Source organism: Mesorhizobium sp. L-2-11 (assembly GCF_016756595.1).
Lineage (GTDB): Bacteria > Pseudomonadota > Alphaproteobacteria > Rhizobiales > Rhizobiaceae > Mesorhizobium.
Genome location: NZ_AP023257.1, coordinates 291,035 through 303,059 on the forward strand (window position 1 = coordinate 291,035; position 12,025 = coordinate 303,059).

Below are 12,025 nucleotides of genomic sequence, written 5' to 3' on the forward strand. Positions count from 1 at the left end.
TTCTCCGCATGTTTGGCGATAGATGAAGAATGATGTCAAAGTGTTAAGCCGTCGTTAATCGTTAACAAATAGGAAAGCATGCCGCTCAGCTGCGCGCCTTGACCTTTTCCGTTTCCGGCACCGGCGTCAGCGCCCTCCCTTGCGAAAACCAGGAAATCAGATTGTCGACGCACAGATCGGCCATGGCGCGGCGGGTATGTTCCGAAGCCGAGCCGACATGCGGCAAAAGTGAGGTGTTGGGGGCGCCGAGCAGCGCCCGCGGCACGTTCGGCTCGTCGGCGAAGACATCGAGCCCGGCAGCGGCGATGGTGCCGCCGGCAAGCGCCGCGGCAAGTGCTGCCTCGTCGACCGTGCTGCCGCGGCCGATGTTGACGAAGACGCCATTCGGGCCGAGCGCCGACAGGATCTCGGCGTTGACCGCCTTTTCCGTCGAGGCGCCGCCGGGCGCCACCGAGATCAGCGTATCGACCGCCTCGGCAAGGCCTTTCAGCGTGCCGTGGTAATCGTAGGGCAAGCCTTCGACCTGGCGCCGGTTGTGATAGGCGATCGGCAGCCCGAAGGCCTCCAGCCGGCGCGCAATGGCAAGGCCGATGCGGCCCATGCCGAAAATGCCGGCACGACGGCCGCGCAAGGTCAGCCGGCTTAGCGGATAGTTGCCGTTGCGTGCCCAACTACCGTCGCGCAGCCAGGTCTCGGCGCGCGGCAACTCGCGGACGGTGTTGATCAAAAGCCCGATCGCCGTATCGGCGACCTCCTCGGTCAGCACATCCGGCGTGTTGGTGACCATGACGCCGCGCTGTGCTGCGTGACGGGCATCGACCGAATCATAACCGACGCCGAAATTGGCGATGATCTCGAGATTCGGCAGCGCGTCGATGAGGGCTGCGTTGATCCCGCCAAAGGCGGCAATGCCGCGCACCGTCCGGCGCATCTCGTCGGTGACCAGCGACGCATCAGGCCGTTCGATCCAGACGCGGCTGAACGTCCGGTCGATGCGGCCGACCGCGTGGTCGTTGAACTGGCCAGGCACCAGAATGGCGACTGCTTGCTGCTGTTCGGCTTTTGTCATGCACGTTCCACTGGTTTGCCGGTCGACTGCCGCACATGCAGTTCCGGCTTGATCAGTTCCTGCGACGGCCGCACCATTTGCCCATTGAGCTTGTCGAGCAGCGCGCTGGCGGCGCGGCGGCCGACTTCACGCTGGCCATTCCACACGGTGGTCAGCGCCGGCGTCGCGATCGCTGCTTCCTCGAGATCGTCATAGCCGGTCACGGATATGTCAATGCCTGGCACCAGCCCGGCGCGTGCAATGCCGTTCATCAGGCCGATAGCGACGAGGTCGTTCCAGCAGCAGGCGGCGGTCGGCTTGTCCTTCAGCGCCAGGAACTGTCCGGCGGCCTCGAAGCCAGCCTGTTTGGTGCGCGGGCCGGGGATGCGCCACGACGGCCTGACCTCCAGCCCTGCCGCCTCCATGGCGTTGAGATAGCCCTGGTAGCGGTCGCGGCCGGTGGAGGTCTGGTCGGTGCCGCCGATCATAGCGATGCGTTTGTGGCCGAGCGAGATCAGATGGTTGGTGGCTAGCCCGGTGCCATAGGCATCGTCGCCGCGAAACACCGGCACGTCGGCGCCTTCGACGGTGCGTGCGATCAGCACCGCCGGCAGGCCGTTTTCCTCGGCCATGAAGATGTCTTCGGGCGGCGTGCCGATGGCCGGCGACATGATGACGCCGTCGGCGCCAAGCTGCAGAAGCGTGTCTATGAAGGTGCGCTGCTTTTCCAGCTGATCGTAATGGTTCGACAGGATGAAGGTCTGCCGGCTGCGGTCGAGCTCGCTTTCGATCGAGCGCAGGATCTCGGCGAAGAAGGGATTCATGATGTCGTGGACGACGACGCCGACGATGCCCGAACGCGAGGTGCGCAGGCTGGCGGCGCGGCGATTGTAGATATAGCCGATGGCGCGGGCATGTTCCTTGATGCGGTCGCGGGTGATTCCAGCAACCAGCGGGCTGTCGCGCAGGGCCAGCGAGACCGTGGCCGTGGACACACCGAGCGCATCCGCGATCGTCGAAAGCTTGATCTTCTGTGCCAGCGCCTTGCGCTCCCCCGACGATCTAGAGCTGATCCATGATCTCCAGCGAAAACCGGATGCCCGTATTCGGGATCATGGTCTAAACAGTTTAAACGCGGCCTTATGCCACCCTTCCGAAACAAATCAAAGTTTTTTTGCCAAGTGCCTCCACCTCGACGTCGAAGGCAGCGCGGCTGCGCACGCGAAGCCGGTGCTCGCGATGAACGATACAAAAGCCGCTGGCGACGATGACGGCAGCGCCGATGACACCCAGCATCAACAGGATGAACCGGTGTCGATATGCATCAGGGATGCATGCGGGCACCCTTGGTGATCTTGTCGACAAGCTTCTTTTCGGCGCGCAGCGCGATGCCGACGACCTTGGCATCGTCGGGTGCGAATTCGGCAAAGACGGCGCGGTTCGCCGCGTCGTGACCGGTCGAAAACATTTCGTCGATGTAGAGCGAGGTCGTCACACCGCGCTCCAGCGCCCGTCGGTGGATCGCACTGAGCGTCGAGCGATCGGCCGAAAGCACGATGATCGGCTGGATCGAGAGCGGATTGTAGATATTGCCGGCGCGGTCGCGATAGGGTTCGCCGATGATGTCGCTATACTGCGCGACGATGCCGCTGGTCAGGAACGCGGTGACGTTGAGCTTTTGCCAGACGGGAAGGTCGTCCTGCAGCACGATTGCAAATTTCGTGTCGAACATGAGACATTTCCATTCGAGGTTTGTGAATGAAGCGAATGTCACATGGTCTAGATGGCGAGGCCTTTCAGGGTCTTGGACGTTTGTGCGTCGACAGGGCTGAGAACTGCGTCATCCCGGCGCCCGATTGCGTCGGAATGGAGCGTATCGAGGCCCGGCTCCACGGCAGCGCCTTCGATCTCCATCGTCACGATACCTACGCCATTGGCGTGACGCTGCATGGCGTACAGACCTTCCGGTATCGCGGCGCGACGCATCACAGCCTGCCCGGCCAGATTATCGTGCTCCATCCCGACGAATTGCACGATGGCGGCGCCGGCACTGAAGACGGTTTGCGTTACAGGATGCTTTATCTGGAGCCGTCCATCGTGCTGGACTGCCTTGATCAGACAGGCGCGTCGCTGCCTTTCGTCAGGAATGCCGTGGTGACGGATCCTGTTTTCCGCACGCGGCTGCTTTCGGCGCTCGGGCCGTTGGACCAGAAGCTGGACGATCTGTTTGTCGCCGACTTCGTTGCGCAATTGATGCAAAGCCTGGCACGGCATGCGGACCTGCCGGCGAAACCGATCCCAAGAACAGCTTGGCGGGCTGCCGGCCTGGCACGCGACTATCTCGAAGGAAATGTCTTCCGTACCGTCCGTTCCGAGGAGCTGGAGGCGATCACCGGGCTCGATCGCTACGCCCTATCGCGGCATTTCCGTGCCGCTTTCTCCACCAGTCCGCACCGCTTCCTGTTGATGCGCCGGCTTCAACGAGCACGCCGCATGATAGAGGCGAGCGAGCCATTGGCTGAGATCGCAATAGCGGCCGGTTTCAGCGACCAAAGTCATTTCAGCAGGCAGTTCAAGAAGGCGTTCGGCGTCACGCCGGGCCGCTGGTCGGCCTTGGTCAATGCATCGTCAGCAGCCGCTGCCTGATGGCGTCAGCCGCGGATCATTCGTCGGCGTCGATTTCATCATCGACGAGCACCATCTCTCCGTTCGAGAGGTTCGCCTCAACGCGAGCGAGCAGCTTGAACAGCGCCTTCTGGTCCTTTTTATCGAGCCCCTTCAGCGCCTGTTTCTCGGTCTTCTTCACCGATTTCTCGATAGCGTGGATGATTTCGCGGCCGGTGTCTGTCAAAAAGATATGCGCTTGGCGGGCATCGGCGGAAGAAGCGCGTTTTTCCAGAAAGCCCTGCGCCTGCAGCCGGTTGATCGTCTTGGTGATGGTCGGCGGCCGAACACCGAGGCGACCGGCAAGATTGCCGGGCGTCTGCCCATCCTCACGGTCGAGCGCCAGCATGATCTGGTCCTGGCCGGCATAGAAGCCGTGCGCCAAAAGCCGCGCGGCGAGTGCCGTACGCGCCAGCCGCGCCGCCGAATGCAGCCGGCTCATTGTCGCAGTCTTGTCCGCCTTGGCCATGGCTATCCCTCTTCGGCCGAACCGGTGTAGACAGCATAGCGGCAGCCGCCCGGTTGGCAATCGACGATCAAAAGATCCGGCTTTGCAAAACAGCTTTGCCGGCAAGCAATGCAGTGTCCGCCGTGGCTAATGCCAGATGATTATTTCAGTTAGATGACAAACGACTTTTCAGCGCAGGTGGATGCGTTCGGCAGGAGGATGCGGGACTCAATCAGCTTTCACCGCGACGATCATCAAGGCCTGGTAGGCGTCCGCCACCTCGCGCAGCGCCGCCTGCGACAGCGGCCCGGCGCGCCGCGCGATACCATCCCTGGCGTTCGAAGTGTCCCGCTTGCCGGACCGGTCGGTGTAGGGCGCGGCAGTGGTGAATATCTGTTCGCTCAGGCTGTCGGGGAAAAACAGCTGGCCGGTCATCGCCGAGTTGTCGTTGGGGAAGACTTTGAAATGGATGTGGGGGGTGCGGCCGCGATACCAGCCGGGATAGATGGTGGCGAACGAGACGATGCCGCTGTCATCGGTCTTTTGCCAACCGCGCAGAAAACTCTGGCCTGAGGTGTCGACATCCTGGCCGTCGCCTTGTCCGGGATAGCCCGAATAATGGCCTTGCGCGTCACAATGCCAGATATCGACCCGCGCGCCGGCAAGCGGCCGGCAGCCTGCGTCGACGACCTGCAGCCGCACATTGAGGGCAATGCCCGCTTTGCCTTCGGTGATATCGGCGCGTTCCAGCTTCGGATCGAAATAGAACGGGCCCTCGGTCGCTTCCGGTGTGATCGCGCAGACGCCGGCGCCGCTATCGAACAGGGCAAGCCCGGCATAAGGCGAGGCCTGCTGCGCCAGCGCGATGCCCGGCAGGAAGACACCGCCCGCCCGCGCTGACGGCAATGAGGCCCAGCGCCTGGCGCCGGCTCAATGGCAAGGAGGACGGTTTATCGGACATCCGGCGCCTCTTTTTGGTTTCGAGTAATCTGGCTTTGGCTTATCTAGTCAGTGAGACCAGCCAAGGCCAATGAAAAGCCGGGAATGCCGGGCATTGCTGGCGACCTGTTTGGCCCATCGGTTGCCACGTGCAAAAGCACGGCGCACATCCTATATGGGGCCAACAATCCTTTTCGAGGCCCAACATGAGCGATGCACAGACGACGCAGATTCCCGTAACCGTTCTCACCGGCTATCTCGGCGCCGGCAAGACGACGCTGCTAAACCGCATCCTTTCGGAAAACCACGGCAAGCGCTACGCCGTCATCGTCAATGAGTTCGGCGAGATCGGCATCGACAACGAGCTGATCGTGGAATCGGACGAGGAAATCTACGAGATGAACAATGGCTGCGTCTGCTGCACGGTGCGCGGCGACCTGATCCGCGTCGTCGAAGGCTTGATGCGCCGGCCAGGCCGCTTCGACGCCATCGTGATCGAGACGACCGGCCTCGCCGATCCGGTGCCGGTGGCGCAGACCTTCTTCATGGACGACGACGTGCGCTCCAAGACCAGGCTCGACGCGGTGGTGGCGCTGGTCGACGCCAAGCACCTGCCGCTGCGGCTGAAGGATTCCCGCGAAGCCGAGGACCAGATCGCCTTTGCCGATGTCGTCGTGCTCAACAAGACCGATCTCGTCACGCCGGAGGAACTGAGCAATGTCGAGGCGACGATCCGCGCGATCAACCCGGCGGCGCGGATCCATCGCACCACGCGCGCCGGCTTGGCGCTGTCCGAGGTGCTCGACCGCGGCGCATTCGACCTTTCCCGAGCGCTGGAGAACGATCCGCATTTCCTCGAGGCGCGTGACGACCACGACCATCATGACCATCATGACCATGATCATCACGATCATGACGGGCATCATCACCATGACGGGCATGACCACCATCATTCGCACCCGTCCGATATACATGACGTGACGGTGCAGTCGGTGTCTCTGCGGGGCGGCGAGATGGACCCGAAGAAATTCTTCCCGTGGATCGAGAAGATCACCCAGATGGAAGGCCCGAACATCCTGCGACTGAAAGGCATCATTGCGCTTAAAGGCGATGACGAGCGCTACGTCATTCAGGGCGTGCACATGATCATTGAGGGCGACCACCAGCGCGCCTGGAAGGACGGCGAGAAGCACGAGAGCCGGCTGGTGTTCATCGGCCGCGAGCTCGATGCCGAGCGGCTGAAGAAGAGTTTTGATGCCTGCCAGGCGTAACGGGCTGGACAGGGGTTGATTCTTGTCTTTTGTACACATATCATGTGTACAAAAGACACATAAAGAGGACAGGCTATGTCCAGATCCGCCGACAATAAAACCGAACGTTATCAGATACGCATTCCGCCGGCGCAGAAGGCGATGATCGCCCGTGCAGCGGCGCTGTCGCATAAGGACATGGCCGACTTCATCCTCGACAAGATCGTACCCGAAGCGCAGGCCGTGATCGAATCTGCCGAGGTGATGAGGGTGTCCAACCGCGACTTCGCACGCATCCTTGAACTCCTTGAGAACCCGCCGAAACCCAATGCCAGGCTGCGAGCGGCGATCGCTGCCTTGCCCGATAGTCTGTGACGCTTCCGTTCTGGCACGAGGAGTCGATTGCGAAACGGCACGATAGGGCTTCTTTCGATTGCGGTGATGCTCAGATGAACGATTTTCTGCGGCGGTTCGCACGGCAGGCCCACGATCAGAACGCGGCCAAGACCTTCTGTGCAATCGACAACGCGGCTTCGGATCGGGTGCTCGGTTTCTATACAATCGCCCCTTCCGCTGTAGCTCATGAAACAGTGCCCGACGCCATGACGAGAGGCTTGGCGCGACACGAGGTTTCCGGCTACAAGCTTGCCCGTCTTGCGACCGACCGCGCCGTCGCCGGGCAAGGGCTCGGAGGTCAGCTGCTAGCCGCCGCAGCGTTGCGGTGCCTGCGGCTTGCAGGTGAGGGCGGCGGCATTCTGCTCATCATCGACGCCAAGAACGAGCGGGCAGCACGGTGGTATGCCAGCTATGGAGCCGAGAGCCTCCAAGGCCAGGTTTTGACCCTGGCGATGCCATTGGCGACCTTCGCAACTGGTCTGCGGGCCAAGGGACTGCTTTGACGATCGCCTGTCGCCAATTGTGGTGAGATGCAAACCCTGATGGTTGCCGGAACTGCGAACGTCGAGTAAGCCGCCTGAGCCGCCCCTGCAATCTCGCCCAGCTGTGAACCACGATAGCCATGCCGACAGTCGCCCCGCTTGATCTCCAGGGACATTGCATCGCCGCCGTTTTCCTTGGCGACGTGCCGCATTTCGCGCTGGCCGACGGCACAATCCATCGGCTGGACCATGGCCACAAGTCGGCGCAGGCCAATGACGGGCTGCTCGCCGCCTTCCACGATGCGGCCAACGACCGGCTGATCACCGGCGGCGAGGACGGCAAGATTTTTTCCGTTACCGCCGGCGGCAATGCGGCAGAACTGGCAAGTGCGGGAAAAAAATGGATCACCAGCGTCGCGGCCGGACCACAAGGCGTCGTCGCCTATGCCGCGGGCAAGATCGCCTTTGTGCGTTTTGCCGACGGCAAGACCAAGGAATTCTTGCATCCGCGTTCGGTCGAGGGGCTGGCGTTCTCGCCCAAGGGCATGCGCTTCGGCGTCGCCCGCTACAATGGCGCGACGCTGCATTTCCCGGCGACGAACGGCAAGCCGGTCGAACTGGAATGGGCCGGCGCGCATACCGGTATCACCTTCTCGCCCGATGGCGCCTTCCTCGTCACCACCATGCAGGAGAACGCCCTGCATGGCTGGAAGCTCGCCGATGGCAAGCACATGCGGATGAGCGGCTATCCCGGCAAAGTCAAAAGCCTGTCTTGGGCGCCCAAGGGAAAATGGCTGGCCAGTTCCGGTGCGCCGGCGGCGATCGTCTGGCCGTTTTCGGGCAAGGACGGGCCGATGGGCAAGGCGCCGCTGGAACTCGGCACGCGCGGCAACGCCATGGTGACTTCGGTCGCCTGCCACCCAAGCCAGGATGTCGTCGCCGTCGGCTATGACGACGGCATGGTGATGGCGGTGCGTTTCGCCGACGCCAAGGAGGTGCTTCTGCGCCGGCCGGGCAAGGGCGCCATCACCTCGATGATGTGGGACAGGCAAGAACGCCGTGTCGCCTTCGGCAGCGCCGCCGGCGACTGCGGCGTCATCGATATTTCGGCCTAGGGGAGTAGGGCAGTAAGGCAGCTATTCCCCATTCCCCCTATTCGAGGGTTCTTCATGCATCCAATCGACCATTCAAAGACTGCCATCGGTGGCATCAGCACGGCTCGGATTGCCGATCTGCGCGAGACCGAGGCCGAAGCATTCCGCAAGGCGCGACCGAGATCGGCAGCCAAGATCAGCAATGGCCTGCCGGGCTTCTTCGGCGGCGTGCCGATGCACTGGATGAACGACTGGCCGACGCCGTTCCCGATCCTGGTCGACAGCGCCAGAGGTGCCACCATCACCGACATCGACGGCAATCGGCTCGACGATTTCTGCCTCGGCGACACCGGCTCGATGTTCGGCCACTCGCCGCCGCCGGTCGCCCGCGCCATCCGTCGGCAGGCCGGACGCGGCCTGACTTACATGCTGCCTTCGGAAGAAGCACTCGCCATCGGCCCGCTGCTACAACAGCGCTTCGGCCTGCCGTTCTGGCAAATCGCGACGACGGCGACCGATGCCAACCGCTTTGCGCTGCGCGTCGCCCGCGCCATCACCGGCCGGGAAAAGATCCTGGTCTTCAACGGCTGCTATCACGGCTCGGTCGACGAGACGATGGTGCGGCTGGTCGACGGCAGACCGGCCAACCGGCCGGGACTGGCCGGCGAATTCCGCGACCTGACCCGGGCGACCGACGTCGTCGAGTTCAACGATGTGCCGGCGCTTGAGACAGCACTGCGGGACCAGCAAATCGCCTGTGTCGTCACCGAGCCGGTGCTGACCAATTCCTGTATGGTGCTGCCCGATCCCGGCTTCCACGACGCGCTGCGGCGTCTCACCCGCGCCGCCGGCACCCTGCTTTTGATCGACGAGACGCACACGATCTCGACCGATCCCGGCGGCTACACCAGGAAACACGGCCTGGAGCCGGACCTGTTCGTGCTCGGCAAGCCGATCGCCGGCGGCGTGCCGGCCAGCGTCTGGGGAATGAGCGACGGCGTCGCCACCCGCTATGCCGACTATGTCAGGACCAAGGAACCAGGCTATTCCGGCATGGGCACGACGCTGTCAGCCAATCCGCTGCAATTCGCGGCGATGCGCGCCACGCTCGAAGAGGTGATGACCGACGAGAACTATAGCCATATGGACCATCTGGCGCGGCGGCTCGACGCCGGGCTGACCGCCGTCATCGACCGTTACCGCCTCCCTTGGCATGTTGCCCGAGTCGGCGCCCGCGTCGAGTTCATCTGCGCACCCGGCCGGCTGAGGAATGGCGGCGAGGCGGAAACAGCGCACGCACCGGCGCTCGAAGCGGCTATCCATATCGCGCTGGTCAATCGCGGCGTGCTGATCGCGCCGTTCCACAACATGATGCTGATCTCGCCGGCGACCAGCGCTGCCCAGGTGAACCGCCTGATCACCGCCTTCGGCGCGGTTGCGGCAAGGCTCGCGGCATGAGACAAGCTTGCACATGAGAGAAGCGCACAAGCAAACTTTGAACGCCATTATCGCCTCGCCTTCGGGCTCGACGCCCGCCGAGGCGCAAACCTTTCTCGACGCCCATCCCGAGATCGAAGCGTTCGACATCGTGCTGACCGACGCCAATGGAGTCGGGCGTGGCAAGATCGTGCGCCGGCACGAGTTGATGAGCATCTTCGAGGGCGGCAGGCATATGCCGATCTCGATCCTCGGCCTCGACATCACCGGCGAGGACGTGCACGAAACCGGACTGATCTGGACGACCGGCGACGGCGACCTGCGGGCTTGGCCGATCCCCGGCACGCTGGTGCCGCTGTTCGGCACACAGCCGCCGCGCGGCCAGGTGCTGATGGCGATGTACCATCTCGATGGTCAGCCCATGTCCTCCGATCCGCGCCTGGCATTGGGCCGGCAGGTGGAGATACTGGCGGCAAAGGGCCTGCATCCGGCCGGCGCCTTCGAGCTCGAATTCTTCCTGCTCGCCAACGAGCGCGACGCCGACGGCAAGGTGCAGCCGGCGCACGCGGTGCTCGACGGCCGACGCTCGGCCAAGACAGAGGTCTATTCAGTCGACCATCTGCACGGCATGGAGCCGCTGTTTTCCGACATCTATGCTGCGGCCAAGGTGCAAGGCATCCCGGCCGAGACGGTCATTTCCGAATATGCGCCCGGCCAGTACGAACTGACGCTGAACTATCGCAAGGACGTGATGCGGGCGGCCGATGACCTCGTCATGCTGAAGCGGCTGGTGCGGGCGCAGGCGCGCCGCCACGGCGTCACTGCCTGCTTCATGGCCAAGCCAATCGAGAAATACGCCGGCTCCGGCATGCATTTCCATGTCTCGCTGCAGGACAAGGCCGGCGACAACGTCTTTGCCGAAGCCAGCGGCGAGACCTGGTCCTTGCCGCTGCTGCGCGGATTGGGCGGCCTGATCCAGACCATGGCCGAATCGATGCTGGTGTTTGCACCGCACGCCAATTCATGGCGGCGTTTTGTTTCGCAATCCTATGCGCCGGTGGCGCCGACCTGGGGTGTCAACAACCGCTCGGTGGCATTGCGCGTGCCGGCAGGCGATGCGAAAAACCGGCGCATCGAGCATCGGCCGTCGGGCGTCGACGCCAACCCTTATCTGGTGGCGGCAACCGTGCTGGCCGGCATCGTCAAAGGTCTCGATGAGGGCCTCGATCCAGGCCCCGAAACCACCGGCAATGGCTACGAATCAGCAATCACGCGCACCACCATGCCGGTGGACTGGCGCGCCGCGATCGAGGCGGCAAGGGCCTCGACATTCCTCAAAGGGGCGCTGGGGGAAGACCTGCACCGGACCTTCGTGGCGATCAAGCAATCCGAATATCTGCGGGTGGCGCGCACGGTCAGCGAACTGGATTATCACCTCTATCTGCACGAGGTGTGAGGCGATCGCATCGCTCTGTCATTCGCCCGGCGAAAGCTGGTCCGGGCTATTTGAAGGAACCTTTCCGGGACTTCGCTCATTCCGCATCTGATCGCAGCAGCGGACAAGGCCGCATCAGCCATGATCGCCAGGATGCAGACAAATTCTACACGCCACGCCAAGGTGCAGGCAAGACGCTGGCCCAAGCCTGAATTGCCTGAGACGGCGGAAGACGACGGCGCAAGCACCATTCCCGAACTCAGCGAAGTGGCGAAGGCCTGTCGCCGCTGCCCGCTGTGGCGCAACGCAACGCAGACCGTGTTCGGCGAAGGGCCTGACAGGGCCAAGGTGGTTTTCGTCGGTGAACAGCCAGGCGACCAGGAGGATTTGGCCGGTAAACCTTTCGTCGGTCCGGCGGGAAAGGTCTTCGACGCCATTCTGGACGATGCCGGTGTCGACCGGCTGAAAGTCTATGTCACCAATGCGGTCAAGCATTTCAAGTTCGAGCCGCGCGGCAAGCGGCGCATCCACTCGAAGCCGAATGCCGGCGAGGTGCAGGCCTGCCGCTGGTGGCTCGACAAGGAGCTCGATCTGATCAAGCCCAATCTGGCGGTGGCGCTCGGCGCAACGGCGGCGCAGGCGCTGCTCGGCAAGGTCGTACCGATCATGAAGATACGCGGCACGATCGTGGATCGGGACGATGGCTTGCCTGTGTTCGTCACCATCCACCCATCCTTCATCCTGCGCATTCGTGAGCCGGCGGACAAACAGGCCGAACGCGAGCGGTTCCTGCAGGACATGAAGGCGGTGAAAAAGCTGATGGCCGCCTGAG

The 12,025-nt window shown here is 63.0% G+C and carries 14 protein-coding genes; 9 read left to right on the forward strand and 5 right to left on the reverse strand.

Translation table 11 applies throughout. The features are described from left to right. Positions 1-85: 85 nt before the first annotated feature. A complete protein-coding gene (locus JG739_RS01320; RefSeq protein WP_202364902.1) occupies positions 86-1,069 on the reverse strand; it encodes a 2-hydroxyacid dehydrogenase in 984 nt (327 codons plus the stop codon). Next, positions 1,066-2,088, reverse strand: a complete 1,023-nt coding sequence (locus JG739_RS01325; RefSeq protein ID WP_077375012.1) for a LacI family DNA-binding transcriptional regulator — start codon at positions 2,086-2,088, stop codon at positions 1,066-1,068. Before JG739_RS01325 ends, JG739_RS01320 begins: the two co-directional genes overlap by 4 nt. Between JG739_RS01325 and JG739_RS01330 the strand changes: the two genes are divergently transcribed. After that, positions 2,036-2,401 carry a hypothetical protein gene (locus JG739_RS01330; RefSeq protein ID WP_202364903.1) on the forward strand — a complete coding sequence of 122 codons (366 nt, stop codon included), beginning with the start codon at positions 2,036-2,038 and terminating at the stop codon, positions 2,399-2,401. The two genes, JG739_RS01325 and JG739_RS01330, sit on opposite strands and share 53 nt — an antisense overlap. Here JG739_RS01330 and JG739_RS01335 read toward each other — a convergent pair. Beyond that, a complete protein-coding gene (locus JG739_RS01335; protein WP_202364904.1) occupies positions 2,373-2,780 on the reverse strand; it encodes a DUF2000 family protein in 408 nt (135 codons plus the stop codon). The two genes, JG739_RS01330 and JG739_RS01335, sit on opposite strands and share 29 nt — an antisense overlap. Before the next feature lie 35 nt (positions 2,781-2,815). On the opposite strand from JG739_RS01335, the gene JG739_RS01340 reads away from it, so the two are divergent. Next, the gene (locus tag JG739_RS01340) at positions 2,816-3,694 is read left to right on the forward strand and encodes an AraC family transcriptional regulator (RefSeq protein WP_202364905.1); all 879 of its coding nucleotides are present in this window, start codon (positions 2,816-2,818) and stop codon (positions 3,692-3,694) included. A gap of 16 nt (positions 3,695-3,710) precedes the next feature. Here JG739_RS01340 and JG739_RS01345 read toward each other — a convergent pair whose 3' ends face one another. Together JG739_RS01345 and JG739_RS01350 are read right to left on the reverse strand one after the other, a co-directional pair. Further along, the gene (locus JG739_RS01345; RefSeq protein ID WP_023796815.1) at positions 3,711-4,181 is read right to left on the reverse strand and encodes a MarR family winged helix-turn-helix transcriptional regulator; all 471 of its coding nucleotides are present in this window, start codon (positions 4,179-4,181) and stop codon (positions 3,711-3,713) included. Between the two features lie 207 nt (positions 4,182-4,388). Beyond that, positions 4,389-5,066, reverse strand: a complete 678-nt coding sequence (locus tag JG739_RS01350; RefSeq protein WP_446720526.1) for an intradiol ring-cleavage dioxygenase — start codon at positions 5,064-5,066, stop codon at positions 4,389-4,391. A gap of 239 nt (positions 5,067-5,305) precedes the next feature. Between JG739_RS01350 and JG739_RS01355 the strand changes: the two genes are divergently transcribed. The 7 genes from JG739_RS01355 to JG739_RS01385 all read left to right on the forward strand — a co-directional run bounded on the left by JG739_RS01355 (position 5,306) and on the right by JG739_RS01385 (position 12,024). Beyond that, positions 5,306-6,370: a CobW family GTP-binding protein gene (locus JG739_RS01355; RefSeq protein WP_202364906.1), complete on the forward strand. Its 1,065-nt coding sequence runs from the start codon at positions 5,306-5,308 to the stop codon at positions 6,368-6,370. Between the two features lie 75 nt (positions 6,371-6,445). Further along, positions 6,446-6,724 carry a type II toxin-antitoxin system TacA family antitoxin gene (locus JG739_RS01360; RefSeq protein ID WP_202364907.1) on the forward strand — a complete coding sequence of 93 codons (279 nt, stop codon included), beginning with the start codon at positions 6,446-6,448 and terminating at the stop codon, positions 6,722-6,724. Then, positions 6,721-7,248 carry a GNAT family N-acetyltransferase gene (locus tag JG739_RS01365; protein ID WP_202364908.1) on the forward strand — a complete coding sequence of 176 codons (528 nt, stop codon included), beginning with the start codon at positions 6,721-6,723 and terminating at the stop codon, positions 7,246-7,248. The genes JG739_RS01360 and JG739_RS01365 overlap by 4 nt, the downstream gene beginning before the upstream one ends. Positions 7,249-7,367: 119 nt before the next feature. After that, a complete protein-coding gene (locus JG739_RS01370) occupies positions 7,368-8,342 on the forward strand; it encodes a WD40 repeat domain-containing protein (RefSeq protein ID WP_202364909.1) in 975 nt (324 codons plus the stop codon). A gap of 54 nt (positions 8,343-8,396) precedes the next feature. After that, positions 8,397-9,779 (forward strand): aspartate aminotransferase family protein, encoded by a 1,383-nt coding sequence (locus JG739_RS01375; protein WP_202364910.1) that lies wholly within the window; start codon positions 8,397-8,399, stop codon positions 9,777-9,779. Between the two features lie 13 nt (positions 9,780-9,792). Further along, positions 9,793-11,214, forward strand: coding sequence for a glutamine synthetase family protein (locus tag JG739_RS01380; protein ID WP_202367295.1), 1,422 nt, complete (start codon positions 9,793-9,795; stop codon positions 11,212-11,214). Positions 11,215-11,346: 132 nt separating this feature from the next. After that, entirely contained in the window at positions 11,347-12,024 is a 678-nt protein-coding gene (locus JG739_RS01385) for a UdgX family uracil-DNA binding protein (RefSeq protein ID WP_244749664.1), read from the forward strand. Position 12,025 lies beyond the last annotated feature (1 nt).

What these genes read in the sequence shown, in the direction of transcription:
- JG739_RS01320 (WP_202364902.1), bottom strand. Translation starts at nt 1,069, where the DNA reads ATGACAAAAGCCGAACAGCAGCAAGCAGTCGCCATTCTGGTGCCTGGC.
- JG739_RS01335 (WP_202364904.1), bottom strand. Translation starts at nt 2,780, where the DNA reads ATGTTCGACACGAAATTTGCAATCGTGCTGCAGGACGACCTTCCCGTC.
- JG739_RS01340 (WP_202364905.1), top strand. Translation starts at nt 2,816, where the DNA reads ATGTCACATGGTCTAGATGGCGAGGCCTTTCAGGGTCTTGGACGTTTG.
- JG739_RS01345 (WP_023796815.1), bottom strand. Translation starts at nt 4,181, where the DNA reads ATGGCCAAGGCGGACAAGACTGCGACAATGAGCCGGCTGCATTCGGCG.
- JG739_RS01355 (WP_202364906.1), top strand. Translation starts at nt 5,306, where the DNA reads ATGAGCGATGCACAGACGACGCAGATTCCCGTAACCGTTCTCACCGGC.
- JG739_RS01360 (WP_202364907.1), top strand. Translation starts at nt 6,446, where the DNA reads ATGTCCAGATCCGCCGACAATAAAACCGAACGTTATCAGATACGCATT.
- JG739_RS01370 (WP_202364909.1), top strand. Translation starts at nt 7,368, where the DNA reads ATGCCGACAGTCGCCCCGCTTGATCTCCAGGGACATTGCATCGCCGCC.
- JG739_RS01375 (WP_202364910.1), top strand. Translation starts at nt 8,397, where the DNA reads ATGCATCCAATCGACCATTCAAAGACTGCCATCGGTGGCATCAGCACG.
- JG739_RS01380 (WP_202367295.1), top strand. Translation starts at nt 9,793, where the DNA reads ATGAGAGAAGCGCACAAGCAAACTTTGAACGCCATTATCGCCTCGCCT.
- JG739_RS01385 (WP_244749664.1), top strand. Translation starts at nt 11,347, where the DNA reads ATGCAGACAAATTCTACACGCCACGCCAAGGTGCAGGCAAGACGCTGG.